The 23,519-nt window shown below is 64.1% G+C and carries 29 protein-coding genes; 12 read left to right on the forward strand and 17 right to left on the reverse strand.

Annotation, left to right across the window (positions count from 1 at the left end):
• Positions 1 to 170: 170 nt before the first annotated feature.
• From ACZ1II_RS22485 to ACZ1II_RS22530, 10 genes are all read right to left on the reverse strand, one after another.
• A complete protein-coding gene (locus tag ACZ1II_RS22485; protein WP_465145768.1) occupies positions 171 to 785 on the reverse strand; it encodes a lytic transglycosylase domain-containing protein in 615 nt (204 codons plus the stop codon).
• Positions 773 to 1,393, reverse strand: coding sequence for a S26 family signal peptidase (locus ACZ1II_RS22490; protein WP_465145769.1), 621 nt, complete (start codon positions 1,391 to 1,393; stop codon positions 773 to 775). The genes ACZ1II_RS22485 and ACZ1II_RS22490 overlap by 13 nt, the downstream gene beginning before the upstream one ends.
• On the reverse strand, positions 1,354 to 1,584 hold the full coding sequence (locus ACZ1II_RS22495; RefSeq protein ID WP_159831993.1) for a helix-turn-helix domain-containing protein: 231 nt from the start codon (positions 1,582 to 1,584) through the stop codon (positions 1,354 to 1,356). The genes ACZ1II_RS22490 and ACZ1II_RS22495 overlap by 40 nt, the downstream gene beginning before the upstream one ends.
• A 321-nt stretch (positions 1,585 to 1,905) precedes the next feature.
• Positions 1,906 to 2,805: a HEPN domain-containing protein gene (locus ACZ1II_RS22500; protein WP_465145770.1), complete on the reverse strand. Its 900-nt coding sequence runs from the start codon at positions 2,803 to 2,805 to the stop codon at positions 1,906 to 1,908.
• 210 nt (positions 2,806 to 3,015) lie between these two features.
• The gene (locus tag ACZ1II_RS22505) at positions 3,016 to 3,336 is read right to left on the reverse strand and encodes a DUF736 domain-containing protein (RefSeq protein WP_086493821.1); all 321 of its coding nucleotides are present in this window, start codon (positions 3,334 to 3,336) and stop codon (positions 3,016 to 3,018) included.
• 643 nt (positions 3,337 to 3,979) lie between these two features.
• Positions 3,980 to 4,477 carry an NUDIX hydrolase gene (locus tag ACZ1II_RS22510; protein WP_465145771.1) on the reverse strand — a complete coding sequence of 166 codons (498 nt, stop codon included), beginning with the start codon at positions 4,475 to 4,477 and terminating at the stop codon, positions 3,980 to 3,982.
• A 243-nt stretch (positions 4,478 to 4,720) separates the two neighbouring features.
• Positions 4,721 to 6,661 (reverse strand): ParB/RepB/Spo0J family partition protein, encoded by a 1,941-nt coding sequence (locus tag ACZ1II_RS22515; RefSeq protein WP_465145772.1) that lies wholly within the window; start codon positions 6,659 to 6,661, stop codon positions 4,721 to 4,723.
• Between the two features lie 103 nt (positions 6,662 to 6,764).
• Positions 6,765 to 7,169, reverse strand: a complete 405-nt coding sequence (locus tag ACZ1II_RS22520; RefSeq protein WP_465145773.1) for a DUF2958 domain-containing protein — start codon at positions 7,167 to 7,169, stop codon at positions 6,765 to 6,767.
• Entirely contained in the window at positions 7,166 to 8,395 is a 1,230-nt protein-coding gene (locus ACZ1II_RS22525; protein ID WP_465145774.1) for an ArdC family protein, read from the reverse strand. Before ACZ1II_RS22525 ends, ACZ1II_RS22520 begins: the two co-directional genes overlap by 4 nt.
• 624 nt (positions 8,396 to 9,019) lie before the next feature.
• Entirely contained in the window at positions 9,020 to 9,307 is a 288-nt protein-coding gene (locus ACZ1II_RS22530) for a hypothetical protein (protein ID WP_334185956.1), read from the reverse strand.
• 483 nt (positions 9,308 to 9,790) lie between these two features.
• On the opposite strand from ACZ1II_RS22530, the gene ACZ1II_RS22535 reads away from it, so the two are divergent.
• From ACZ1II_RS22535 to ACZ1II_RS22550, 4 genes are all read left to right on the forward strand, one after another.
• Positions 9,791 to 10,282, forward strand: a complete 492-nt coding sequence (locus tag ACZ1II_RS22535; protein ID WP_465145775.1) for a hypothetical protein — start codon at positions 9,791 to 9,793, stop codon at positions 10,280 to 10,282.
• A gap of 544 nt (positions 10,283 to 10,826) precedes the next feature.
• The gene (locus ACZ1II_RS22540; RefSeq protein WP_465145776.1) at positions 10,827 to 11,288 is read left to right on the forward strand and encodes a Sir2 family NAD-dependent protein deacetylase; all 462 of its coding nucleotides are present in this window, start codon (positions 10,827 to 10,829) and stop codon (positions 11,286 to 11,288) included.
• The gene (locus ACZ1II_RS22545) at positions 11,260 to 11,544 is read left to right on the forward strand and encodes a hypothetical protein (protein ID WP_465147367.1); all 285 of its coding nucleotides are present in this window, start codon (positions 11,260 to 11,262) and stop codon (positions 11,542 to 11,544) included. The genes ACZ1II_RS22540 and ACZ1II_RS22545 overlap by 29 nt, the downstream gene beginning before the upstream one ends.
• Before the next feature lie 174 nt (positions 11,545 to 11,718).
• Positions 11,719 to 12,045, forward strand: coding sequence for a hypothetical protein (locus tag ACZ1II_RS22550; RefSeq protein WP_465145777.1), 327 nt, complete (start codon positions 11,719 to 11,721; stop codon positions 12,043 to 12,045).
• Between the two features lie 108 nt (positions 12,046 to 12,153).
• Here ACZ1II_RS22550 and ACZ1II_RS22555 read toward each other — a convergent pair whose 3' ends face one another.
• From ACZ1II_RS22555 to ACZ1II_RS22580, 6 genes are all read right to left on the reverse strand, one after another.
• On the reverse strand, positions 12,154 to 12,351 hold the full coding sequence (locus ACZ1II_RS22555) for a hypothetical protein (RefSeq protein WP_465145778.1): 198 nt from the start codon (positions 12,349 to 12,351) through the stop codon (positions 12,154 to 12,156).
• Complete coding sequence (locus ACZ1II_RS22560) at positions 12,348 to 12,536, reverse strand: hypothetical protein (protein WP_465145779.1); 189 nt, start codon at positions 12,534 to 12,536, stop codon at positions 12,348 to 12,350. The genes ACZ1II_RS22555 and ACZ1II_RS22560 overlap by 4 nt, the downstream gene beginning before the upstream one ends.
• A gap of 12 nt (positions 12,537 to 12,548) precedes the next feature.
• Positions 12,549 to 13,058 carry a hemerythrin domain-containing protein gene (locus ACZ1II_RS22565; RefSeq protein WP_465145780.1) on the reverse strand — a complete coding sequence of 170 codons (510 nt, stop codon included), beginning with the start codon at positions 13,056 to 13,058 and terminating at the stop codon, positions 12,549 to 12,551.
• Between the two features lie 724 nt (positions 13,059 to 13,782).
• On the reverse strand, positions 13,783 to 13,989 hold the full coding sequence (locus ACZ1II_RS22570) for a hypothetical protein (RefSeq protein WP_465145781.1): 207 nt from the start codon (positions 13,987 to 13,989) through the stop codon (positions 13,783 to 13,785).
• A 774-nt stretch (positions 13,990 to 14,763) separates the two neighbouring features.
• Positions 14,764 to 15,261, reverse strand: coding sequence for a DNA -binding domain-containing protein (locus ACZ1II_RS22575; protein WP_465145782.1), 498 nt, complete (start codon positions 15,259 to 15,261; stop codon positions 14,764 to 14,766).
• A 31-nt stretch (positions 15,262 to 15,292) separates the two neighbouring features.
• Positions 15,293 to 15,577 carry a transcriptional regulator domain-containing protein gene (locus ACZ1II_RS22580; RefSeq protein ID WP_465145783.1) on the reverse strand — a complete coding sequence of 95 codons (285 nt, stop codon included), beginning with the start codon at positions 15,575 to 15,577 and terminating at the stop codon, positions 15,293 to 15,295.
• 176 nt (positions 15,578 to 15,753) lie between these two features.
• Between ACZ1II_RS22580 and ACZ1II_RS22585 the strand changes: the two genes are divergently transcribed.
• From ACZ1II_RS22585 to ACZ1II_RS22620, 8 genes are all read left to right on the forward strand, one after another.
• On the forward strand, positions 15,754 to 16,320 hold the full coding sequence (locus tag ACZ1II_RS22585) for an autoinducer binding domain-containing protein (protein ID WP_465145784.1): 567 nt from the start codon (positions 15,754 to 15,756) through the stop codon (positions 16,318 to 16,320).
• Positions 16,277 to 16,504, forward strand: a complete 228-nt coding sequence (locus tag ACZ1II_RS22590) for a LuxR C-terminal-related transcriptional regulator (protein WP_465147368.1) — start codon at positions 16,277 to 16,279, stop codon at positions 16,502 to 16,504. The genes ACZ1II_RS22585 and ACZ1II_RS22590 overlap by 44 nt, the downstream gene beginning before the upstream one ends.
• 69 nt (positions 16,505 to 16,573) lie before the next feature.
• Positions 16,574 to 17,191 (forward strand): acyl-homoserine-lactone synthase, encoded by a 618-nt coding sequence (locus tag ACZ1II_RS22595; RefSeq protein WP_465145785.1) that lies wholly within the window; start codon positions 16,574 to 16,576, stop codon positions 17,189 to 17,191.
• A complete protein-coding gene (locus ACZ1II_RS22600) occupies positions 17,178 to 18,050 on the forward strand; it encodes a phytanoyl-CoA dioxygenase family protein (RefSeq protein ID WP_465145786.1) in 873 nt (290 codons plus the stop codon). The genes ACZ1II_RS22595 and ACZ1II_RS22600 overlap by 14 nt, the downstream gene beginning before the upstream one ends.
• On the forward strand, positions 18,047 to 18,646 hold the full coding sequence (locus ACZ1II_RS22605) for a GntR family transcriptional regulator (RefSeq protein WP_465145787.1): 600 nt from the start codon (positions 18,047 to 18,049) through the stop codon (positions 18,644 to 18,646). The genes ACZ1II_RS22600 and ACZ1II_RS22605 overlap by 4 nt, the downstream gene beginning before the upstream one ends.
• 113 nt (positions 18,647 to 18,759) lie before the next feature.
• Entirely contained in the window at positions 18,760 to 18,879 is a 120-nt protein-coding gene (locus ACZ1II_RS22610) for a benenodin family lasso peptide (protein WP_465145788.1), read from the forward strand.
• Positions 18,880 to 18,945: 66 nt separating this feature from the next.
• The gene (locus ACZ1II_RS22615) at positions 18,946 to 19,614 is read left to right on the forward strand and encodes a lasso peptide biosynthesis B2 protein (RefSeq protein ID WP_465145789.1); all 669 of its coding nucleotides are present in this window, start codon (positions 18,946 to 18,948) and stop codon (positions 19,612 to 19,614) included.
• Positions 19,614 to 21,350, forward strand: coding sequence for an asparagine synthase-related protein (locus ACZ1II_RS22620; RefSeq protein WP_465145790.1), 1,737 nt, complete (start codon positions 19,614 to 19,616; stop codon positions 21,348 to 21,350). Before ACZ1II_RS22615 ends, ACZ1II_RS22620 begins: the two co-directional genes overlap by 1 nt.
• Here the strand turns inward: ACZ1II_RS22620 and ACZ1II_RS22625 are convergent.
• Positions 21,340 to 23,337, reverse strand: a complete 1,998-nt coding sequence (locus tag ACZ1II_RS22625; protein ID WP_465145791.1) for an Atxe2 family lasso peptide isopeptidase — start codon at positions 23,335 to 23,337, stop codon at positions 21,340 to 21,342. The two genes, ACZ1II_RS22620 and ACZ1II_RS22625, sit on opposite strands and share 11 nt — an antisense overlap.
• Positions 23,338 to 23,519: the final 182 nt, after the last annotated feature.

The following is a 23,519-nucleotide window of genomic DNA, read 5'->3' on the forward strand; positions in this document are numbered from 1 at the left end:
TGATGTGCAGACAGGAAAAAAGCTGTGGCGGGAGGCACTGCTTCTATCTTGCACTCCGCCCCCGACCTGCCCGAATTCTCCCGCAGCCTTAAAAACCGGGGCTGCACACACGGCACAGCCCCTTTGGCTTTCCGCTTCCGCGCTTCACCAGCGCCCCACTCTTCATGCACTCAGGGAACATCTCGCCGGATGGCAAAGAGAGAACCGGTCCGGGGTTCCTGCACTGCCGCCTCTCCCGTTTCCCGCAGCTGCTCGGACGCCGCCCCATCTGCAAAAAGCGGAGTAGATTTCCGCGGCACCTTAGTCGTCCCGGCACCAGTTATTTCCGCAAGATATGCCACCGTTTCGGCGGGCAGCGGTCGCCCGGCAAGGTGCTTTTCATAGCGCCCCGGCCCGGCGTTGTAGGCCGCGAAAAGTCCCGGATAACCGAAGCGATCATAGAGCTGGCGCAAGTAGAATGTCCCCGCCAGGATATTGTCGCGCGGGTCGTCCGGATCGCTGCCGAGCGCCAGCCGATCGCGTATTTCCGCCCATGTGCCCGGCATAAGCTGCATGAGGCCCATCGCGCCTTTCGGACTCCGAATCGGGCGGCCGGAAAGCCGGGTTCTACCCCGGCTTTCCGCGCGCATCACCCGCTCGATCCAGTCGGCGGGTACGCCGAAGCGAACTGAGGCCTCGGATATCTGCGGCCGCCAACGGTCCACTTCGTCCGCCTGGAGCGGAGCGGCGGCCAGCAGCGCGAAAACGACCGGCCCCGCGCCGATGATGGGCTTCAGTGTGCCCATATCAGCCTCGCTGGACCGATGATATCCGACGCCCTGGTCACCCCGAAATAGCGGCCATCGAACGATTTGGGGTGTCCGGCCATGAGCAGGAAATACTCACTGCCACGAAGCCGACGGCATCCTTCCCACCACGGGAGCAGGCGCGCCTTGCCATCACGCCTCGACCGGTGGGCGAGCGGTTCCCCGTTCACGAAGAGACGGGGACCAAGTGCGCAGATTTCATCGCCCGGACCGGCGGCAATGCGCTTCACGAGCGGAACCCGTTCGGGCAGATAGCGCCGGCCAGCAGCAAAGCCGCGCCAAGGGGCGGGAAGTCTCGCAATCACCGTTTCGCCGGCGCTGACCCGCCTACCGGGTTCCACAAGATACAGGCCTAACGGAGCGCTGGGACTTGCATTCCACACCAGCCGAGGCGCCGGTGGAAAGGCCAGCGTGAGGCCGACCGCGCATAGGGCCGCGCCTGCTGCCGGTAAAACGAGCCGGTCCCGATTGCGTCGCCGCCCTGGCTGACCAAGCGCCTCGCCGAAGGCTCGCGAGGGCGCATCGGTTGCGGATGTCCGGTGCAAACTCACCGCCGAAACGCCCGGCCGGAATTGGCCTCGCTCCACGCATCGAGATCGTCGATGTGGTACTGGATGAAGCGGCAGTGATACCGAAAGATCGGACCGCCACCGTTGCGGCGAAGCTGCCTGAGAAGGCGGTTCGATATCTTGAGATAGGCGGCTGCCTGATCGGTATTGAGGAAGGGCGAACCGCTCTTCGCGCGCTGCGCCCTGTCGATCTCGTTCGATCTTTTCATGATGTCCCTGCCTCGTTGTGCGCGGCGGCACGGTGCCGTCCGCGAGGGACACACGATCTGAGGCAGATTGGGGCGGTCAGGCAGGGTCGGAAACGGCTATAGCCGATTCCGACCCCCCTCCCGAAACAACTTGGAAATCTAAAGCGGGTGGCGCTGTCCATCGGCAACTGCGCGCAATGGAGCCCATGCTCAAAGGTTCAGCCGAGCACTGCACCGGCTGCGAAAAGGAGACCGTTCACGAGTACAATCGCCCCAGCGGACGCATTACTCCGACCGGACTACGCCGGTCCGCGGCTCCCAGGTAGGCGTCCGCTCAGCGCTTTACGTGCGGCTCAAGCGGCGCTCGGCAACGGCTTTGACCTCTGCCTGGAGCAGTTCGACGCGCTCGAGCAGCCATTCCAGTTCGACGTCGCGAATGACATAATGCGGAGAGTAGCGGCCCTTTACATAGGCCTGCTGCAAAAGTTCGTAGCAGCGCCGGGCGAACTTGGTGTCGCGCGGCCATACAGTGATCAGATCACGAGAAACATCTTCAGCCCGATTGCGCAAGAAATTGATGTTATGCGATTTGGGTGAGTACAGTTTCAGGACGAGCAGGACCATGTGGTAGAAATGTTCGGTCGCTTGATGCAGCTGGAAAACTGTTCGGTTATGATAGCCTTTCGACATGCCGAATTTGGCGAACTCGAGAAACTCTGTGCCGCTTTCAAACCACTGCTTGAAGTAAGTCTCCGCCTCGACGTGGGCGAGGCCGGTATCGAGCGCCTTGGGCGCTTCGAACTGTTCCGCGGCAAGTTCGTAGAGCACGATGCCCTCGCGCACCACGTCGACAAAGAAGGGCCGTCCGCGCGACAGCTGGAAGTTCACGTCCTTCATCGAATGGACAACCAGGCCGACCGGCGCGGATAGCCTTTTCGCGATATCGTATTCGCGGTTGAGGTGGTCCTTGGCCCTGCCCCAATATTCCGCCTCGTCGGCAAGACGCTCGTCGTTGACAACCACGAGAATGTCGTAGTCGGAGAAGTAGCCGCCGACCGGGTCGGACACCCAGTCGCCGCGCGCATAGGAGCCGTAGAGGATCACTTTCATGATCCGGCCCTGGCGTTTCCACCCCTGGGTGGCGAGCGCCAGAACGTCCTCGAATTCGGCAAAGATGATCTCGACCGCGCGCTTCAGATCGGCGCGTTTCTGCTCCGGCAAATGGTCGAGATCGGTCTTCATAATCGCCTGATTCTAGACGAGTTCGGGCCGGGAACAACCGTTCTCTTCACGCCGCCCCAGCGCAAACGTGTGCAACGTTCCTTCCCCATTTCAAAAGACGGGAGAGCCCATCCAGCTTGTGATTCGATACCGCCGCCGACATTTAATCCGGGTCGGTACAGCAGCGCCGCACGGCAAAACCCCGCGCCCGAGGGCGCGGGGCGCGGCGGGTCAGTCCGCCGGATTCCAGATGATTGCGAAGCTGTCCTCATCGTCCCGGCCAGCGGCACGGCCAAGGTTGGCGTAGAGCCGCCGGGGCCCGAATTCCGGGGCAGCGAGGCTCAGCGACACGTAGTCGTTGCCGGAGGCTTCGCTGCGGCGGATCCAGCCTGCCCCGACTTCGGCGCCGCCGCAGGTGACGCGGTAGTCCGGCTGGGTGTCGGCGGACTTGGCGGTATTGGGGGTGATCTCGATCTCGGCGCGGATCGAGAGGGTGCGAAGCTGGCCCTTGAAGCTGCGGCCATCGCGGGTGACATATCCGATTGCGGGCATCTTTCGTCTCCTTGAAGCATTCGCCGCAGAGCCATTTCCGGGCGATGGGCAGACCTTCGGGAACGGTTGCAGCGGGCATCCGAACCGCCAGGCCGTAGCGTCAGCGAAGGACCGGAGACCGGCCCTTATTTGCAGCGAAGCGGCCGCGAGGAGCCTGCCCCCGGGCAGGCGGGGAAATAAGGGCCGGACCGATGGTTTCGGATGGCCGCGACCGTTCCAGGTCGATGCCCCTTGCAGCCGGAAATGACTCGCTTGCGATCTGCTTCCGAGCAGGAGACGGACTTGCCCGCCTCGATATGCCGGCCGCGATGGCCGCGGTTTCGATGCTGGGCGAACTGCACCCGCTTGGTCCGCGCCTTCCATCGAAATGCCCTTGCCCCGCCAGGTCGGGCGACGCCCAGCCCGGATACCGACACCGCCCTCGGCGCCGCCTGGGGCAGGCCGGATCCGCCGCAGCGAAACGTGCTGCGCTGCTACCGCCGCGAGCCTTGCCGCCCCGGAATTCGGGCCCCGGCGATTCGCCTGCGGACCTTCTCGCGCTGCCTACCGGGGCGATGAAGATGCGTGCCCACACTGGTCCCGGCAGACTGATACGCCGCTCCCCTGCCTTCGGTCGCGGGGATTTGCCGGGAAGGTGTAAGCCTCAGTCGATCAGGACTTCCTCTGGCGGCAGCGGGTCGGGCGCGCCGTTTGCCAGGTACCTCTGCACGATGTCCGCGACGGCGAGCGGCGTCAGCCGTTCGGCGGCGCGGGCGAGATCGGCCACTTTCCACCACTTCAATTCGGTGACAAACCGAACTTCATCGGCATCCAGCATGCGCGCGTCGAACCGCTGGACCGGCACGATGCGATATTCCTCGCGCTGCGAAAGACGCCTGCCGTCCCAGTCGAAGGTGTGATGGCGCAGCCAGACCACCGGGCCGGGTTCGCACTGCGCAAGACCGAGTTCCTCGCGCAGTTCCCGCCGCAAGGCAGCTGCCGGATCCTCGCCCGGCTCGATGCCGCCGCCCGGCATGACCCAGAACGCCGGCCCCTCGGGCGGCCGGATACGGATAAGCAGCACCTCCCGATCCGGCGTCAGCAGGATGGCGCGCACCGCGCGGCGTTCGATCACTGCCGTGATTTCGGGAGCTTCATCCATGCCCTGGTCCGTGCCACCTGCAAGGCTGCGGTGCAATCGGCAGGAGATCCATGCGCCTCCCGGCACGCGCCCGTGCGCCGCAAGGCGTGCGGGCGCGCCGGAATTTTCCCCTGCCCAATTTCCCCGCGCCCATGGCGGGTCACCCTTGCCAGCGATCCTGCCCCGACCGGGTCATCACCCGACCTGATCCGGCGGGCAAAAGGAACGCCCGGCAGGATTAAGTGGTCCTGCCGGGCGTCGTGGTCACGCGGCCTGCTGCGTGGTCACCTGATCCGACGGGGATCCGTCAGCACCGGCCAGTTCGACGGGCACTTCTGCATCCAGCGCAGCATCGGTCGGATCGGAAGCCCTCACGCAGCCATCGCTTTCCCCGGCGTCCTTTCCGACGTCCTCCATCGCCGCCATGGCCCGCGCATGCGCCGCCACCGTGCCGACGCCGCCGCGCGGCGTGTAGGCAGACGGCGGGAAAGCCATCCAGCGCGGCACCCAGCCTTCCTTCTTCGTCCGCCCGTCCTCGCCTGCAAGATGCGCGCGGATAATCGCTTTCAGGGTCGTGCCCTTTTCCTTGGCATTGGCGGCGGCGATCTGCTCGCCCGCCACTTCCGCGACCATCGCGAGCAGAACTTCGCGGTCGCGCAGGCCGTCAAGGAAAGCATCGTCCGCCTGCCACCAGTCGGCCATCGAGAGACCGAGCATGGGGCCGAGCACCTCGATTTCGGGCGTTCCGGCGGCAAGCGTCTCGCCCATGACGAGGGCGAGAATATCGAGCACCTCGGCATCGGGCAGCGGGACAAGGCGGGCGAGCAGGCTGCGGACATTCCGGCCCGGTGCGCCGTAACAGTAGCCGCTGGATGTTACGGTGGCATCTTCACCGTCGAGGCCCAGTGCGGCGATAACCCCGCGCCGCCGCGCGTCGAACACGCTTTCCGCGCGGCTTTCGTCGAGACTCTGCCGCACGGCATCGCTCTTCACCGCTTGCGGCTCGGGCTGGACGCGCCACAGCGCCGACCCGGCGATCACATGCGCCACCATCAACCGCAGGGCGAGACGCGGGCTGCCGAGCAGTTCCGTCCGCACGGCGGCATGGCGGTGGAGGTCCACGTAAGTCTGGGTGAGCGAGGTGAGTTCGGCGCGCACCGGCTTGTCGCCTTCGCCCTCCGGTCCCGCGTTCCCGGCCTTGGCGAGACGGGCCGCTTCCTTGCGCGAGAGATAGCCCTCGTGGACGACGACTTCGCCGTTCCCGCGCACATCGAGATAGACCCGCCCGCCCTTGCGCTTGGCGGTCTTCTCGTATTCCCACGAGTGGAAGTGCTCGCCTACCGGGACAATCACCGCATCGGACCAGCCTGCGCCGATCAATGCCGCCCGGCGCTCCTCGATGGCAGCGTTCTGCAAGACCCAGAAGGCTTCGCATTCCGCAAAATAGGCATCCTCCCCAAACAGGTCGGACACGGTCGCAAGGCCGCTGGCCGCGACATCGAACAGCGCATGCCGGGTCGAGATCGAGGCCCCGCCCAGCAGCCACGATTTCAGCTGATGCCCGCGCGGCGCATAGGCATCGGGATCGTCGACCAGCGCGAGCCAGGCCTTCTGGCGGCTCTTCGAGGCCAGCGTCAGATGCCGGATGGTCACGGCATCGATTTCCTCGCGCCGGTACATGTCGCGAATGCGCGGCAGCAGGTTGCCGAGCGCCAGCGCGCGGCGCACCGCCAGATCGGGCAGACCGAAGGTCGCACCGATCTCGGCAATGCTGCGCCCTTCCTTCACCAGCCGGGTGAAGCAGGCCCAGCGCGAGACCTCGTCCGGATCGAGCCGGGCGATGTTCTCGATCAGCGAGGCCTCGACGGCGCTGGCATCGTCCGCCTCGTCGAGGACGGCACAGGGCAACATGGCTGCGCCAGACTCCGGCCCGTCAGGCTCGTCCGGCTCGCCTCCCCCGATGCGGGCTTCCTCCCGCTCGGCGACGACGATCAGGGCGGCGTGGAAGCGGCGGCATCCGGCGACGATTTCATAGTGCTGCCCGTCTTCGCCGGGCGCGCCGCTGGGCCGCACGAGAATCGGCTGGAGGACGCCGCGCGCCCGCACGGTCGGCAGGATGTCGGAAACATCGGGAGCCTTGCGGGCGTAACGCATATTGGACTTGCTGACCGACAGGTTGCCAAGGGCAATGAATTCGAGTTTCATGGATAGCACTCCTCAAGAGAGTGCCGGTCCACCCGTTCGTGATGGGATATGGTGGACCGGCTTTCAGATGGGCAGGAAAACGCCTGCCCGCGTCATCGGCCCCTCAGCGGGGCAGAAGCCTGATGGCGTCCGGGTCCTCGCGGGTCAGGCGGTTCAAGAGATCGGCGGCATCGGGGATCGACCCGGCAAGCCGAGCGGCCTCGGCCCAGACCGACAGGCGGTGCCGGGTGGTGAAGGCGAGATCGCGGGCGATCTTCAGCCCGAGCGGCAGATCGATGGCCTCGATCTCGCGCAGTGAGAAGATGCCGAGTTCCGGATAGCCGAAGCCGAGGTCGGCCAGCCCGTAGAGCGTGTCATCATCGGCATAGAGTTCGCTGACCAGCCACACCGCGCGGCCCGTGGGATTGAACAGGCGAACGAGCGGAAACGGATCGAAGCGTGGGTTGCGGACGCAATGCTCGAAGTTTGCACTGAGCAGCGAGCGGATGCCGGGAGACAGCAGCTTCATGACACCGCCCTCCCCTCGTCCGTTCGCGAATTCCAAAGACCTGCCGCGATGTCCTCCGCCACTTCGGCATCGGCTGCGGCATGACGTGCCAGCAGCCAGTCCGCCGCCTTGCTGGCCATCGAGGCGGCACGGAAGATCGCACGGGCATCCTCACGCAGGACTTCCAGCCATGCGCCGATGTAGTCGGCATGGCGCACGGTCGGCACGATGCCGAGCGAGGCACAGAGGAAGGCCGAACCCATTTCCGCCACCAATTCCTCGCGGGCGTAGTCCTTCGACCCGAACCCATTCGCGAGGTCGCGGCCCAGCCGGGACTTGTGGCCGGTTGAATGACAAAGCTCGTGAAAAACCGTTCGAAACCAATTCACCGGCTCATAGAATGCCTGCTGCGGCGGCACCTGCACGAAGTCCGCGCCGGGGGCATAGAAGGCCTTGTCGCCCCCGATCCGGAAATCGACCCCGCTTGCGGCAATGAGCGCCTCGGCCACAGGCACGATCTCGCGCTCGGGCAAGGCGACCGGTTGCGGCAGGATATCGTCGGGCAAGCCCTCGCACTGCGCAACGTTAAAGACCGTGAAGCGCTTCAGGAAGGCAACCGACCGCGCCTCGCCGCCGCTCTCCCGCGCCCGCTGCTTCTCGGTCTCGGGAGTGAAGCGGTCGGCATAGACGACCTGCGTTCCATGCTCGCCCTTGCGCACATTGCCGCCCGCCGCGATGGCTTGGCGAAACGTGAGCCAGCCGGGACGCTCCCAGCCTGCGGCCAGCGCCGAAGCCCAGAGCAGCAGGATATTGATGCCTGAGTAGCTGCGGGAGGTCAGAGCGTTGCGCGGCAGGCAGGGAACCGGCCCGGCTCCCCCCGCCCCTGTTTCCCCCGGCCCGCCGCAAGCCGCGCTGCTCCATGGCTGCACCCACGGGACGCGCCCCGCTTCCAGTTCGGTAATGATCCGGGCGGTGACCTCGTCATAAAGCGAGACCCGCGCCTCCTTCCTGCGGGTGTCCCGCCTGCCCGCCGAAGGACTGCCTCCGGAATTACCCCCAAGGTTACCCTCGGGGTTATGACTGAGGTTATGGTCAGGGTTATCCACATCTTGCGAAAGCCCGCGCTCCCGAACCTTGGTCCGCACCGGATCGGCGTTGCCGTCGTCCCTCTGCCAGCCGGAACCGACAGCACCACGAACCTGATCTTGCGGCCTCGCGCATTGCGGGACCTTGCGATTGCTGCGCATGTCTCACCTCCTGCACTGCCCAAAAAACCCACCATGGGCCTCCCCCGGAAAGGCGGGGGGTGGGCGGCCCGGACGACCGACAGGGCCCGCGCTAGGCGGTGCCTGCACCTGAAAGGCCGGAACGGAAGTGGAGGAGCCGCGACGAAGGCGCGGCTTGCAGGGGACGATGGCGGGCCCAGACGGTTGTCGAGCCCGCACCCCGACTTTCATCGGGAGAGGCTCACAAATGGTGCCGCGCGCGGACGCAGCCTGCGCGCGTCCACATCGAGGCGGGGCATGTCCCGCCGACCCCCACGTCCCCCTTGAGCGCCAGCGATCGCAACCGAAGGCCGAGACCCTTTAAAAGGGGCTCGGTGCCGAAGCGCGGGCATCAGGGGCGGTGAGCCCGCCCGCGCGGCATAGAGCGCGGTCATGCCTTAGGGCAGGAGGCGCCGCTGTTCGCTCTTTCCGGCAACCTCTTCAGTGCGAATCCGCCTTCCCCGCCGTACATTGCCGCCGGACGAAAACGATAAGCCCCCGCACTTATCCACGAGGGAAACCGCCATTCAGCCGATGGGTCCAGGACAGCGCTGCTGCCACTTTGCAATCAAAGGCTTATCCGAAGCGTGACGAGGCAAGCCGAGTTCAGGGCAAGTCGCTCCTGACGACGCGAATGCTGCCGGCATCCGGCGCACCGGACCCGGCAGGATCTCCCGCGGAACCGGCGGCCGACGCTACAAGAGCGTCATGCTCGGCAAAGACCCGCTCGATTTCCGCGCGCTTGTCGAAGATCATCCGCGCCACACCGCTGGTCATGCCCCCTTCATCGCCGACCCGGCCCAGGACCGCAGCCAGGTCTTCCAGCGTCGCCTTCTCGAGGCTGCTGTGAAGTCCGCCCTTGGCATCGCGATAGGCCACACATTCGATCGCCATGATTTTCCCTTCGCATTAGGCTCGCCGCAAACAACCTCTGAAGGGATAGCGACGTTCCGCAAGAATCGCGAGGGCCGCAAGAATCGCGAGGCCGCCGCCGGAAGAGCTCTGCAACAGCGGTACCGGCATCTATCAGGCGCTGCTTCCCGGTAGTCCGGGCTGAGCCGATGTCGGCTAACACGCCCTGCAACCTGACGTTCTTTCCCGTATGACAGGAATGAGGCCGCCGTTCGGAGGAAAGGTAGTCTCGAGATCGGCGTAGCCACGGGGCAGGTCACCCCTCGACGAAGTGTCTCGCTCATGACTAGCCACGGGCAAGCCGAAAACCTGCTGTAACTGGCGGCGCGCTGTGAGGCGGCAGCCCCCTCTGGAGCAGCGCTGCATCATCGGTGATGCCGATTGACGTTTGGCATCGCAGTTGTGGAGGTTGACCGTCTTGCGGTCTAGTGTCAGCCTACTTGCAGTCCGACAGGAGGATTATTCATGCGCGAAAAGAGCATCTTCGCAGCGATCGCAGCACTTGTTGTTTTCTCCGTTCCTGCCGCGGCGCAGTACGATAATAGCGGCTACGGTAACCGCGGCAACGATAACGGTTATGGCCGAGGCGAAGGGTTTTATCGCGAACAGCGCGACCGGACAGTCTATTACCAATATGACCGAAATCGCTACTGCGGCGTGCAGAATGAAGAGCAGATGAAGATGCTGGGCGGCTTCAAGCAGGTGAACGTAGTCAACCGTCTGCGCCTTCAGGGTAGGAACACAGGTGCCTGCCAGTGGCCGAACGGATTCTATCGCCGCGACAATGGCCCAGCAGTCTATATGCTGGAAGGCTACGGTAGCGGTCAGGACGGAGGGCGCATTTGTGCGATCGGCAGTCCGCAACAACTACGACAGCTTGGCGGCAACAAGAACGTGAAAGTGATTCCGGGCAATTCAAATCTTGAAGCAGGAAGAGGCCGGATTCGGCCATGCTAGCGCCTTAAACAGCATTTCTGAGATGTCCGCTCTCCAACTTGGCGGTCCTTCAGATGGCCCATGCGCCTCCCTGCAAGCGACCGCTCGTTGGGTTGTTCACGATCTGTGCGGACGGCCGATATGGATGGGGTGGATCGAGACCCTCTACGGCCAAAACCTCGAAGGGCTTCAGACCTTCCGCTATCGGACGGGGAACTGCTCTACCGGCTACCCCGGTTCCTGGCGAGGAAGCGTGGAGATAATAATCGCAGCAGCGGTGACGCTCTACGCATTTTCAGGCACTCCCGCCAACGCCAGCGACATAGTGGAGCCGGGACGGTTCGGCGGCTATTCGCCGATTATCGGTCTGCTCGATGGTGAGAAGGTCACGACTTTAGAAGGTGGGATACACGGAGACAGCTTCCGCTGGGAAGATGCTTTCCGGTGCGATGGGCGCGGGCACGTTTCGCATCGGCCTATCAGATGCAATCATGAACGCGCATAAAAGTGCCCGTTCTTGCCAAAGCCTCGAGAGGACCCGGCCCGCAGGAACAGGGAAAATCTCTTGACGAACATCGTTATCCTCACCGGCGCGGGCATCTCGGCCGAAAGCGGAATTGCGCCGTTTCGTTCGTCAGCAGCGGCCTGGGACGACGGCCGGATGGAAGAAATCTGCTCCGCCGATGCCTTCGCCGCTGACCGCTACCGGGTTCACGATTTCCACGACGCCCGGCGGGCAGAGCTCGAGCGGGCCGCGCCCAATGCGGCCCACAGGGTACTGGCGCGGCTGGAAGAGCACTGGGCTCGTGAAAGGAGAGGCGAGTTCACTCTGATCACGCAGAACGTGGACAACCTCCACGAGCGGGCGGGAAGCGGCGAAGTCCTGCACATGCACGGCGAACTCAACGCGGCGCGCTGCGAGAACTGCGAACGCCGGTTTCCCCCGGCACCGGGACCTTGCCGTTCGCGAGGACTGTCCGGTCTGCGACGAGCCCGCGCTGCGCCCGGATGTCGTGCTGTTTGGTGAAACGCCCTATCACAGGCGCCGGGCCGAGGAAGTTTGCCCACGCGCCAACATCTTCGCCGCGATCGGCACCTCAGGCCTGGTCCATCCCGCTGCCGGCCTCGTCAGGTACGCCCGCGAGAACCGGGCGATCACGATCGAGGTCAACCTGCAACGTTCGGGCAACCCGGATTTACGGAGATTCTTCGAAGGACCGGCAACGATCGCGGTTCCGGCAATGGTCGATCTGCTCACCAGCCGGATCGAGACCGCCCGCTGAGGACTGTTCCAGGATGCCGGAATTGCGCGCGAAAATCTCGCCCCCGGCCCTTCTCGCTCCGCTCACCGTGTCGCAGCGGCATGGCGGAGACATCGGGGCCTGGCTCACGAGAAGCACTTGACAGTGATTCAACAAATTCTCGAAACTTCCATTAAGCGGAAGGATCTGGAATTTATGTCCAGCCTCTCAGACGCAGTAGCGGCATCCGGCTTTGCAAGCCGGGTCATCCATGACAGCCAGCTTGCCGATCTGTTAGGCGGCAGCGACGCGCGTCGCTACGGTCTCGTCAATCGGGTGCTGGCCGACCGCTCCCTCATCCGTCTGAAGCGGGGCGCCTATGTATTGGCCAAGGCGATGCACAGCGGGAAGCTGCACCCGTTTTCCATCGCACAGAGCCTGGTGCCCGGAAGCTACGTCTCCTTCGAGAGCGCGCTAGCATGGCTGGATCCCCGAGGCCGTCTTCATGACCTCCAGTGTCGTACCGACGCGCAAGACGATTGAAATCCCGACCGGGCACAGCGGCAGCAATCGGCGCCAAGGCGAACACGTTCAACCGGTCCGCAAAGAGAGGCCGGAAGCCCGCGAACATCACGTCTGGGCCCACGTCAGTCACCCAGCGATTTTTGTCGTCCTTGCGGCCCCGTCGTGCTCTTTCACACCGGTCTGTTGTTCCTGCTTGAGTTCCTCAGCATGCCAGACGTTGCGCCCGGCAAAGACGAGCAGGATGACAGCCAGCACTATCACCACGACCATCAATCCTGCCCGTGCAAGGCGGCGCGAGCTCGGCTTTTCGCGATCCAGCCTCAATGCCCGTTGTTCCTGGCGCGCTGGTCTTCCGGATAGTCTTCCGGCTTGACGGTTCCGACCAACGGGCGATCCTCGATGTTTTCCGGCTTCTGCGGCCCTTCCTTCTGGTGATGGGGGTCGAAGGCGTCGGGCCGGGCATCTCCCAAGGCCCCGCGACGTTCACCGTTATCAGTTGTATCCGACATGGCATCTCTCCATCAGGCAGCCAAGAGATTGACCGCCTTGGGCTTTGCCGGCGGCAGTCCGGCGGACTTCGACTGGGCGAGGAGATCTTCCTTCAGCGCGAGCATCTGGTCGCGCATGGCGACAAGATCGACATCGGTCTTTCTGCATTGGGCGAACATGCCTTCCGAGGGCATCTCTTCCTCATGGACGTGATGCTTGATTTCTTCGGAGAGCACTTTGACCTTGGCCGCGAAGAAGTCGTCTTCTGGCGAAGCAGCCTCAATATCGTTGATCAGGACCTTGGCGCCGTCGTGCTCCACATAAGCTTCATCGAGCGTATCGTCTTCGATTTTTCCCCGGAAGCCGGGGTAGAAAATCTCTTCCTCGATGATCGTGTGGATTTTCAGTTCGGTGCAGATCTCGTGGGCAAGAGCCTTCTTCTGCGCGGAAGACTTTGCTTTTTCGAAGTGCGCGAAAAGTCCCTCGACCTTACGATGGTCGGCTTTCAAAAGCGCGATGGCGTCGGTGAATACTTCTGTCATGGAATCCTCCTGCTAGAGGTCGTGACCATTAAGTGCATCTCAGGCCGGCTCGTTCCCGGCTTGCAATCGCCGCGGACATGGTCGCCACGAACCTTTCGGATTTTGCGATAAGGTGAAGACTGAGGCAGGGGACCCCGCCATTTGAAACCCCTTCGCCGACTCGCCTCGATCCCGGCACCCTACCCGCCGGCATCTCCCGGAGGACATCGTCGTTGCCGAGCGGGATGAAGGGACAGACGTAACGAACAGAAAAGAAAAGCATCGTCGATGCTGCCGCCGCTACCCTGATCCCGAGAATTTTCGCACTTGCACAATCCTGTTCGCAGATGCAGTATCGCTTTGCCTTTCAGGCATCCTCTCCCAAACTCAAGGCTGGCTTTGCCGGCCTTTTCTTTGGCCCTATGCCCATAACCAAGCAGGCGAACATGGTTGACGGGTGCCCTTTGGCGAAAGCGCCCCGGAGCGCGTTCCAAAGCTCCGGGGCTCAGTTCGGGTCGCATCGCGCCGAGGCGCACAAGGGTCTCATCAGAAGGGGCGGTATCCATCTCGCGCCGAGTCCGCGCGGGCTAAGGTCTCGTGCTCGCAGGTCTCTCTGACGCGCCGCAACGCCAAGCCGCACTGACGCGCCGTCGCCCTCGATCGAACACGTGGGCCGAACGAGTTCCCCTCGCCGTGTCTGGGAAAGCGATGATGAGCCGGTTGCACGCTCCGGCTCATCATCGACTCACGCTGCTAGCATCAACTGGTCAGGATCGTTGCCATAAAGGTCTCGCATCCAAGAGCAGATCTGCTCGTTCACGATCCTATGCAGCGCCTTCAGCCGCTTCAGTTCGGCGGGACCCGCTCCTTCGGCCTCTGCTTTCGCTATCGCGGCTTCCAAGCGTTCGCGTTCCTGGCGCAGGAGTGTGAATAGCCTTTCCGACATGATCATGCCTCGCGGGCATCGAGACTGCGCATGGCAGACATTATGTCGTCAAGCCGAATCGGATGAGGCGAGCCGGGTGGTCGCCTCAGATCGGGACGATCTTGGACTGCGCGGGCGTCGGACGCCCAGGATGCCAGAATTGCGCGTTTGACTTCCGGTTCGAGCTGAGGATGGCCCATGAACTCGAACGGATGATGAAATTTGGAGAGGGACATTGCGTTGCCTCCTTTCTTCCAACTCTCCTCACATTGGCGGCGATTCCGCCAGCCAGAATATTTGCATTTTCGCTTTCGCGGTCAAGAGACTGCGCACCGTTCGGGCGGAAGCTCAGATGCCATCCGAATTTTTTCTACCTATGTTAATGCAAAGCAGCGACGAAACCGTAATGGGTTGTTTCGAGCAGGAGTGGCATTTGTAAGGTACCGAAATGCAAGGCAACAACCCTGTTTGGCTGATCGTCTTCGTCGCGCTGGGCATGGGTCTGGCAACATCCGGAATTCTCGCGGATAGCTCGCGTAGCCGAAGGCAACGCATGGGCATCGTGGTCCCCGGCTGCAGCTTGATACTGCTTGGCTGCATGCTGCTTTGATCGGCAAAATGCAAAGGGGGCGCTCCCGCCACAGGTGAGCCCCTCGTGACGCGCGACTCGGGCGGTTTGGGGCCGTCGCTCTGCTGGCCGGACTCGCCTCGGCCAGCGGTGCCCTGCCGCTATACTCGTGTTGCTTCTCCATTCTCGAAGATTGCAGGTGGCCAAAGCAGCAAGGGGCATAACAGGCCAGATCAAGCGCGCATCAGCCGGCGATAGCCGCCCGCTGCCATTGCGCGCGCTTCGCGGACAAGGCGTCTCACCCGCGAGCGTAGCGAATCGGAGCAACGCGCGGCCTCGGCATCTCCGGATCCGCTGTCATAGAGCGCCTCGGCGAGATCACCGAGGCTGGCGCCGGCGACGAGCCCGTCGTGAACTCTCAGCATGCCGATGAGGCGAGCCCTTTTCGTATCCTCGGGAAACAGCGAGTTCACAAATCGCCGGTTCTCGCACAGCGCCAGCAGTCGGCGCAGGGGCAGCACACGAGTCCGCAAAGCGCTGATGCCTTCAAACCGGAACCGAAGACATACCGGCCCGCGTCCCAGCGAACCCACCGCGATATCGAGCCTGATGCGGCGGGCCGCATCGCTGATGACGGCATGCTCCCGTCCCTCCTTCACTCGGACGATCGTCAGCCATGCGGCAAATTCGGCCGGATCGATGGCATCGACATCGCCGGTCGCCGCCGGCAAGGCTTCTACCTCGATCGTTCCGGGATCGATATCAGCCGTCCAGATCAGCCTTGCTCTTGTAGCAGAAACCTCGGGGTGCTCGGCGAAAGTGGAGCCCCCAGGCCCGGGCGGCGCCCCCGTCCCATCCCGAACGCGTCGCTTCGCTCGCGCGCGCATACCAGTCGGCATATACCGGGTCGCGCCGCAGCCATTCCCACGCAAGCCCGGCCCTGTCCATCCCGGCAAGCGCCCGGTAGCGCTCGGGATCGCGCCATTCGCCTGGATCGTGGTTCCGGCCGCACAGGGCCGACGAGGCGCGCGCGGCAGAGCTGGTCATGACACTTTCATTACAGAATAAGGCTTGCCCGCGAAGCAGCAAGTTATAGGATAGATGCCATCTGCAATCGCCCGTCGCTTCCGGAATGAAGGCCGGAGCCGAAAGGGCCTGAACGTGCAAGGGACGGTTCGGCGCAGAGAGGCGGCTTGAGACGCCGCGGTGAACCGAGACGAAGCATGGGCTTCATGAAGATATACAGGCGTTTTCGGGCGAGGTTCGAGAACGCGGCAAGCCTCGACGAACTGGCCATGGCCCTCGCGGAGGTCACGAGGTCGATAGGCTGCGACTACTACGCGCTCGGCCATCACATCGACCCGCGCGAAGCCAGGGTGGCGGTGCGATTGTGCAATTATCCACCAAACTGGGTGCAATTCTACGACGAAAACCACCTTAGCGGCCGCGATCCCGTTCACCGGGCGGTGGGGAGGACCCACGAGGCATTCCTGTGGAGCGATGCCGGCCGGTACATCGATCTCAGCCGCACCGACCAGCGCCACATGGAACTTGCGCACCGCCACGGTCTTGGGGAGGGCTTCACGGTGCCCGCGCATGTGCCTGGAGAAATTCAGGCGTCGTGCTCGTTCGCCGCAGTACCGGGCCGCGAGCTCGACGCGGACAGTCTTGTTCTGGCTCGGCTGATCGCGGACGATGCCTTCAAGGCCGCCCGCCGCCTGAACGGCTACAGAATCCATGGAAAAGATGCGCAGCGCCCCGCTTACCGGGCGGCAGCGCGAGTGCCTTGACTGGGTGGCGGCCGGCAAGACCGATTGGGAAATCGGCCAGATCATCGGGATCCGGGAGGGCAGCGTGCGGCGCCATATCAGCGGCGCCTGTGCCCGGCTTGGTGCAGTGAAAAGGCCACAGGCAGTGTTCCTCGCATGTCGCGGCGGAGCGATCAGCTATCACGAGGTCCGCTGCGCCTGGTAGGGACGGAACCGTCCCTACCGCAGGGCGCCGGTGGCAGGCAGGATTGCGATCCCCTTTTGGAGGTTCGCGATGATCCACTTCCTGCCCAATGCCCCCGGCGCCGCCGAATTGAAGATCCTGCGCAGCATGTTCGAGGCGCGCAAACGCGTCTTCATCGACCTGCTGCACTGGGACCTGCCGGTGATCGCCGGCCGTTTCGAGCTCGACGAGTTCGACATGGGACCTGCCATTTATGTCGTGCTGAGCGGCGAGGACGGCGGGCATCGCGCCTCGGCGCGGCTGTTGCCGACCACGGGGCCGCATATCCTCGCGGGCCTGTTTGCCGGGCTGTGCGATGAGGAAATTCCGCGTGGCCCCACAACCCTGGAGATCACCCGCTTCTGCCTGGAGCGTGGGTCATCGGCGGCGCGGCGCCGGCGTGACCGCGACGAACTGATCCACGCGCTCGTGACATTCGCGCTGCGCGCCGGCATCGAGCGTTTCACCGGCGTCGCCGAAGCTGCGTGGATGCGCCAGGTCCTGTCATTCGGCTGGCGGTGCCGCCCGCTCGGGGCGCCGAGAGAGATAGGCGACCGGATGCTATCGGCGGTATCCATCGAGATCGATGAGGACACGCCGGCCCTGCTGGAGCGATGTGGTCTCCTTGCGCCGTCCTCCGGCAGGGAGACGTACGATGTCTTCCGCTGAACAGCGCGCCACCGCGATCGCGGAGGCTCTGCTCGCCAATGGTTTCTGCCTGGTGACCGGCGCGATGCCGCCAAGGGAAATCGAGGCGATTGACCGCGATCTTGCGCCTTCATTCGAGAGCACGCCGTTCTGTGCCGGCCATTTCTATGGCAACCGCACCAGGAGGTTCGGGCGATTGCTGCTGCGTTCGGAGCATGCCGAGGCGTTTGTGCGGCACGAGGCGATCCTGCAAGCGGCGGAGCAGGTCCTTGCTCCCGCCTGCGACACGGTCCAGCTCAACCTGACGCAAGGTGTAGCCATCCACCCTGGCGAACTGGCGCAGATGCCGCACCGCGACCAGGACATGTGGCGGCTTGGCCCAGGCGCCGCCGAATGCCTGGTCAACGTGATTTGGCCGTTCACGCCCTTTACCCGGCAAAACGGCGCAACCCGGATCTGGCCGCGCAGCCACGGCCCGGCCGCACGCGAGGATGCGCCGGACGGTGAAGGGCTGCCAATCGAGATGGAGCCCGGCGATGCGCTGGTGTTCCTCGGCTCGGCGCTCCACGGCGCGGGCGCCAACACCAGCGGCGAGGTCCGGCGGGGAATGATCACGGGGTATTGTCTCGGCTGGCTCAAACCCTACGAGAACCAGTGGCTTGCCTATCCGCCCGCAATCGCCCGCCGCTTTTCGCCCGAGCTCGCGGCACTGGTGGGCTACCGGCAGCACCGGCCGAACCTCGGCAACCACGAGGGGCTTTGTCCATCGGTTCTGCTGGGCAAGGGCCCTCCCCGGAACTGCGGCGCAAGCGATGCGCTGCTGCCTGCACAGGCCGCAGCCGTAGCCGAATATGCCGCCTGTCAAAGGGACGCCGGATGAATGCCGGCCCGCGATCCTCCCAGGCTTACGATGACCTGAAACGCCTGCTGCTGTCGGGTACGATTGCCCCTGGCGAACGGCTGGATCCCGCCAGGCTGGCCGGAGATATCGTCTCAGGGGTGACGCCGCTGCGCGAAGCGCTGCTCAGGCTGGCAGGCGAGCGGCTGGTCGAGATCCGGCCCAATACCGGCTTTCACCTGCCGGTGATGACCGAGACGATCCTCATCGACCTCTACCGCCTGAACTTCGAACTGCTGCGCCTGGGCCATGCCGTTGCGGGAAGCAGGGACGCGGCTCTGCCGGTCCCCTTGCCCGGCGCCTCCTATGCCGACAGCGCCGCCGGTCTGTTTCTCGCTATTGGCGACTCGTCGCAGCGGCCGGAACTTTTCGCCCAGCTCGTCATGATCAATGACCGGCTGGCGAGCGCCCGCGCAGCGGAAAGCCTGCTGTTCGATGATGTCATGCAGGAACTCAAGTCAATTAACGACACGAAACACGAAGGCAAAAACGCATTCACCCGCGCCATCAGAGCCTATCACGGCAAGAGAATAGCGAATGCACGGATGTTAGTTTCGAAAATTTACAATAAAGACTGAATTACACAGAAAATATATTCCCATTATAGGAAGATTATAAATTTTTTATAATCGCCAATTCAAGTCACCTTGTTCCAGCCGCAATATCGCGGCATTTGCAGAAGGAGACTGAAATGGAACGCGAAGACACCGTCATCGACCTGGGCTCCGCCACTGTCGAAACCAGGGGCCCGATCGGCCAGGGCAATGATCTCGTGCTGGCTTTCGAACAGCCGGGTCTCACGGACGACTGACCCAAGAGGATGCGCGGCTGGGGCCGCGCATCCTTCTGCCCAGGACATTGCAAGGGAAAATGCATCATGCCGACATCGCTGCGCGGCGGCCTATCGTTCTGCACCCTTGGTGACCGCATTGTCTTCCTCGACCTGCCCGCCGACCGCTATTTCGGCCTGTCGCACGAAGCGGAGGATATTTTCAGGCGGGCTTTGGCCGGTCATCCGATTTCGCGGACCGAGCGGGACATCCTGGTAAAGGCCCGGATCATCGTCCCGGGCGATGCGCCGCTGAGCCTCGCACCCTGCACCGCAGAAACTCCGCATCACAGCGTTTTCGACCAGACGCCCTGCCCCTTGCGCCGACGTGACGCCGCCGTCCTCGCCTGGCACTTGCTCCGTGCGCATGCGAGCCTGCGCCTGAGGGGCCTACCGGCAACAGCAGCGACTCTCGTGCGGCGCAAGACTGCAGCGACACGGGATGGAGATGCTGGCTCAGAAGCCACACGGCGCGCACTTGCTGCAGTCGCCCGCGCGCAGAAGACCTGCGCCCGCATGTTCGGTTCCCATGAACTTTGCCTGCCTTATGCGATCGCAGCGGCGCACAGTCTCCATGCAGCCGGCATACCCGCCGATGTCGTGATCGCCGTCGGCATGCCGCCGTTCCGGGCCCATGCCTGGGTTCAGTGGCGGGATGTTCTGGTCAACGAGCGACTGGATATCGCCGCCCACTACACGCCGATCGCGGTGCTCTAATGCAGAAGTATCTCATCGCTGTCGGGCTGGCTGAAGGCCGGCAACACCGCCTGCAGGAGCAAGCCCGCCGTGCCGGCCTTGCCATCTTCCTGGATCGCCCCGGACTGCTCGCTGCAGGCAATGCGCTGGCCAAGGCAATCCCGATCGGACAATCGGGCTACATTTTCGGCTCGCTTTTTACGCAGGGTAGCGCGAAGCGGGTGCTGTCCCTGCCCGGATCCGAGGCGAAGCAGATCCTGGGGAGCGGCGGCAGACACCTGATCGGCAAGTACTGGGGCGACTACGTCGCGCTGATACCGCTTGCCGAGGGCACGGCGGTGCTGCGCAGTCCGTTCGGCACGCTGCCCTGTCTCTATCACGCCGCCGACCGGCATGCGCATCTGGCCTCCGATATCGACACGTTGCAGCTTGGTACGAAGCAGTCATGGTCCATCGACTACGATGCCGTTGCGCGGCAACTGGTGTTTGCCGACATGCGGCTGCGGGAAACCTGCCTTGAAGGCGTCTGCGAAGTGCGAGGCGGCGAGCGCATACGTTTCCTCGGCGGCAGGGCCGAGCATCGTATCCTCTGGTCGCCCTGGGACTTCGTGCTTGCGGACAGCGCGCCGCCCCGCGCGGAGGAAGCCGCAGCAAGACTTCGCGAGGAAGCGATCCGCTGCATCCAGGCGAAAACCTATGACGCCGATCGATGCCTGGTCATGCTCTCGGGCGGGCTAGATTCGTCGATTGTCGCTGCTGCGCTGGCCGCGAGGGACCGGGAGGTCGCTTGCCTCAACCTCGTTGCCCCGGCATCGGCCGGTGACGAACGCGTCTATGCCCGGGCCGCCTGCGAGCACCTCGAGCTCCTCCTTGCCGAAAGGAGAATGAATGAAGGCTCACTGCTGCTAGACCTGCCAGCTTCACCAAGTCTGCCGCGTCCGGTGGCCCGCAGCTTCGAACAGATGCTCTACCGGACGGCAGGAGATATCGCAGAGGAGCTCGGTTGCGACACGATCGTCGACGGCGGCGGCGGCGACAATGTGTTCTGCTCGTTGCAATCGGCTTCGCCCGCTGCAGATTGCCTGCTCGATCGCCAGGGTCCACGCGCGTTCTGGCACACTTGCAACGAGATAGCGGCGCTTACCCAGGCATCGGCATGGCGGGTCGCGAGAAAAGCCATCCGGCGCGCCTGGGAACGCTCGCGTCCCTACCGCTGGCCTGCAGCCAGGCAGATGCTTTCCCCTGACGCGGTCGCAGTTGCCCACCGGAAGGATCTACACCCCTGGCTGTCGGCCGGCCATCCGCCGCGACCGGGCCGATCCGCTCAGATCGCACAGCTCATCGGCGCCCAGAGCTTCATGGAAGACGGCCCCCACGGCACAAAATCGAATGTCGTGTCTCCGCTCGTGAGCCAGCCGCTCATCGAACACTGCCTGTCGCTCGCGCCATGGCAATGGATCGAGCGCGGATGCAACCGGGCCATCGCCCGCCGCGCTTTCTCGAACATGCTACCGCCCGAAGTGATCTGGCGGCACAGCAAGGGCATCCCGGACAGCTATATCGTGCAGCTTTACGAGGCCAATCGCGAGATGATCCGCGATCGGTTGCTCGGCGGACTGTTGGCCGCGGCAGGCGTAATCGATATCGCTTCCGTCGAAGCAGCGCTGGACGATCCAACTCCCTTCAGGGGACGGGAATGCAGCCGGATCGTCAGGCTGATGGATGCCGAAATCTGGGCCCGCGCGATCAGGGGCTGATCGGACTGCCTCCCTTCGATGCCTTGCGCGCAAGTTCCTGCCAGCGCGCGTACTGTTCCCGTTTCCCGGGCGCCGGATCCTCATGATCCCGCAACCAGAAGTTGAACCAGTCGATGGCGCGATCGTAGACCGCAAGCCGGTGCGCCGGCTGCCACTTGTTGTGATACTCGTCCGGGAACACATAGACTTCGAGCGGTTTGCCTGCCTCGGTCAGCGCGCCGATGGCCGGTAGTCCAAGCGACGCCTCCCGATCCGCCACCTGCATGAGTATCGGGGTATCGATCTTGCGCGCGTTGACCGAAAGCGAAATCGGCTTCCAGTACTCCCGGTCATTATCGACCGAAGGCGGGACGCCCCGCCGCAGGATTTCCGCGCCCCATGCGAAGCCTCCGAGCACGGTCTGGGTCAGCAGGTCATCGCAGCAGGTACTCATGGCCGCCGCCTTGAACCGGCGGGAATTGATCAGCGCGAACTCGATGGTGGAGGCACCGTCGCTGAGGCCGCTGATGCCGATGCGTCCGGGGTCGATCGTCCCGGTCGCCACGGCGGCATCGATGCCTGCCTCGATCGCAGAAAGCGTGTTCCTGCGATCGGCCCAGCCGTTCCAGTCGGCAGCGCGGCCCTGCTCGAATGTCCTTACGGAAGGGTCCTGGCTACCTATGGACGGCGGGCGATCGAAGCTCAGCACGGCGAGGCCCTTCGCGGCCATGGGATAAATCGGATAGTCATCGCCGATCCCGCCCCGCAGGAAGCCGGTGCTGCGATACTGGACGACGACGAGAGGCAGCTTGCTCTTGCCGTCGTAATCCGGCGGCAGCACGAGGTCGGCCCAGGCGGGATAGCCGCGATCGCTGGTGACCTTGAGGCGCATGACCTTCCCGAGGTTCAGGTTCGCAAACTCGGGGTTCGGGTCGAAAACGAGGCGGCTGCGCCCCGACGCAAGATCGACCCCCATGATGCGTCGGGGCGTGGCGGCGTTCTCGCGGCCGCATAGGAGTTCGTCACCTGCAAAGATGCAGCCGGTCAGGGCATCGTTGGTACGCAGAATGGTGGTGAGGCGATTGCTGGACGGCACCCAGCGGTAGAGGACGAATTCCTCGCTGTTCCATCCTTCGCGGGCGAGGAACACGACGGATTTTCCGTCCTGCTGCCAGAACAGGCGGCCGATCTTGCCGGCGCAGCCCTCGGCCTTGCAGGCGATATCCCTTCCGCCGGGCAGTCGCGCCCAGACCCGGCGCTTCGCATAGGGAAGGTCATTGACCGGCGCTGTCCATGCCGATGCGCCGTTCGGAGCCCGAACGGCAAGCTCGTAAGGGGCTCCCGCTGCCGGCGGCGGATTTATGAACCGCTCCTCCTGCGGCGTCGCCGGGCGAACCTTGGGACCTGCGAGTTCCACCACGAAGGCCGCTCTCGCCAGGTCCTTTGCCCACGGCTGCGGCTCCCAGGATTGCATGGGCAGGATACTCTTGTCGTAAAGCCACCCGGTTCGGGCTTCACGGGCGATCCTCTCTCTTGCGGCGTCCCGGCCCGGTCTGGTGAAGTAGGCAAGCGCCCCGGAATCCGGAAGCCACTTGAAATTCTCGACATTACTGCCTTCATGGGTGAGCACGCGGCTACCGCTCCCGTCGGCCTTCGCGGCGACGAGCTGGACAATGCCGTCCACCTCCTTGCGGTAGGCGATCGCGGTCCCGTCCGGCGACCAGGCGGGAACGATCGTGTCGGGAAAGCCGGTGACGATGTAGAGGTCGCGGAACACGGCCGCGAGGCGCGGGATCGCTCCCCCGCGATCGATGATCTGCGGCGCGCCGCCGCCCCCACGCGGCATGACGACGAGCGCCGAGCAATAGGTATTAGTCGTGGGATCACCCCGGGCGATGACGAAGGCGATACTGCGCCCGTCGGGCGACAAGGCATAGGGGCTCTGCGGATTTGAAATCACCTCGGTGTCGCCGACATCGCGGATCCGGGCGAGATCCATCGTGGTCATGGTCCGGCGCGATGTCCCTGACGACGGCCCTGATGATGGCGCTGTCGCAGCCCCCGCCCCCGCTGACAACTCGGGCGCCAACTCCGGCGACCGCAGGGCCTGAGCCGGAGGAAGTAGGTCGTCGCAGGCGGCGCGCGCCTGGCTCGCACTGCAAAGAGCGCCCGCCAGTGCAAGCAGGCTGG

Source organism: Novosphingobium sp. BL-S-20, from assembly GCF_055521635.1.

Coding starts and splice junctions, on each gene's coding strand:
- ACZ1II_RS22550 (WP_465145777.1), top strand. CDS start 11,719: ATGTCCAGCCTCTCAGACGCAGTAGCGGCATCCGGCTTTGCAAGCCGG.
- ACZ1II_RS22565 (WP_465145780.1), bottom strand. CDS start 13,058: ATGACAGAAGTATTCACCGACGCCATCGCGCTTTTGAAAGCCGACCAT.
- ACZ1II_RS22505 (WP_086493821.1), bottom strand. CDS start 3,336: ATGCCCGCAATCGGATATGTCACCCGCGATGGCCGCAGCTTCAAGGGC.
- ACZ1II_RS22600 (WP_465145786.1), top strand. CDS start 17,178: ATGTCTTCCGCTGAACAGCGCGCCACCGCGATCGCGGAGGCTCTGCTC.
- ACZ1II_RS22610 (WP_465145788.1), top strand. CDS start 18,760: ATGGAACGCGAAGACACCGTCATCGACCTGGGCTCCGCCACTGTCGAA.
- ACZ1II_RS22525 (WP_465145774.1), bottom strand. CDS start 8,395: ATGCGCAGCAATCGCAAGGTCCCGCAATGCGCGAGGCCGCAAGATCAG.
- ACZ1II_RS22620 (WP_465145790.1), top strand. CDS start 19,614: ATGCAGAAGTATCTCATCGCTGTCGGGCTGGCTGAAGGCCGGCAACAC.
- ACZ1II_RS22515 (WP_465145772.1), bottom strand. CDS start 6,661: ATGAAACTCGAATTCATTGCCCTTGGCAACCTGTCGGTCAGCAAGTCC.
- ACZ1II_RS22500 (WP_465145770.1), bottom strand. CDS start 2,805: ATGAAGACCGATCTCGACCATTTGCCGGAGCAGAAACGCGCCGATCTG.
- ACZ1II_RS22495 (WP_159831993.1), bottom strand. CDS start 1,584: ATGAAAAGATCGAACGAGATCGACAGGGCGCAGCGCGCGAAGAGCGGT.
- ACZ1II_RS22520 (WP_465145773.1), bottom strand. CDS start 7,169: ATGAAGCTGCTGTCTCCCGGCATCCGCTCGCTGCTCAGTGCAAACTTC.
- ACZ1II_RS22510 (WP_465145771.1), bottom strand. CDS start 4,477: ATGGATGAAGCTCCCGAAATCACGGCAGTGATCGAACGCCGCGCGGTG.
- ACZ1II_RS22485 (WP_465145768.1), bottom strand. CDS start 785: ATGGGCACACTGAAGCCCATCATCGGCGCGGGGCCGGTCGTTTTCGCG.
- ACZ1II_RS22595 (WP_465145785.1), top strand. CDS start 16,574: ATGATCCACTTCCTGCCCAATGCCCCCGGCGCCGCCGAATTGAAGATC.
- ACZ1II_RS22570 (WP_465145781.1), bottom strand. CDS start 13,989: ATGATCATGTCGGAAAGGCTATTCACACTCCTGCGCCAGGAACGCGAA.
- ACZ1II_RS22590 (WP_465147368.1), top strand. CDS start 16,277: ATGCGCAGCGCCCCGCTTACCGGGCGGCAGCGCGAGTGCCTTGACTGG.
- ACZ1II_RS22580 (WP_465145783.1), bottom strand. CDS start 15,577: ATGACCAGCTCTGCCGCGCGCGCCTCGTCGGCCCTGTGCGGCCGGAAC.
- ACZ1II_RS22585 (WP_465145784.1), top strand. CDS start 15,754: ATGGGCTTCATGAAGATATACAGGCGTTTTCGGGCGAGGTTCGAGAAC.
- ACZ1II_RS22535 (WP_465145775.1), top strand. CDS start 9,791: ATGCGCGAAAAGAGCATCTTCGCAGCGATCGCAGCACTTGTTGTTTTC.
- ACZ1II_RS22560 (WP_465145779.1), bottom strand. CDS start 12,536: ATGTCGGATACAACTGATAACGGTGAACGTCGCGGGGCCTTGGGAGAT.
- ACZ1II_RS22625 (WP_465145791.1), bottom strand. CDS start 23,337: ATGACCACGATGGATCTCGCCCGGATCCGCGATGTCGGCGACACCGAG.
- ACZ1II_RS22605 (WP_465145787.1), top strand. CDS start 18,047: ATGAATGCCGGCCCGCGATCCTCCCAGGCTTACGATGACCTGAAACGC.
- ACZ1II_RS22615 (WP_465145789.1), top strand. CDS start 18,946: ATGCCGACATCGCTGCGCGGCGGCCTATCGTTCTGCACCCTTGGTGAC.
- ACZ1II_RS22530 (WP_334185956.1), bottom strand. CDS start 9,307: ATGGCGATCGAATGTGTGGCCTATCGCGATGCCAAGGGCGGACTTCAC.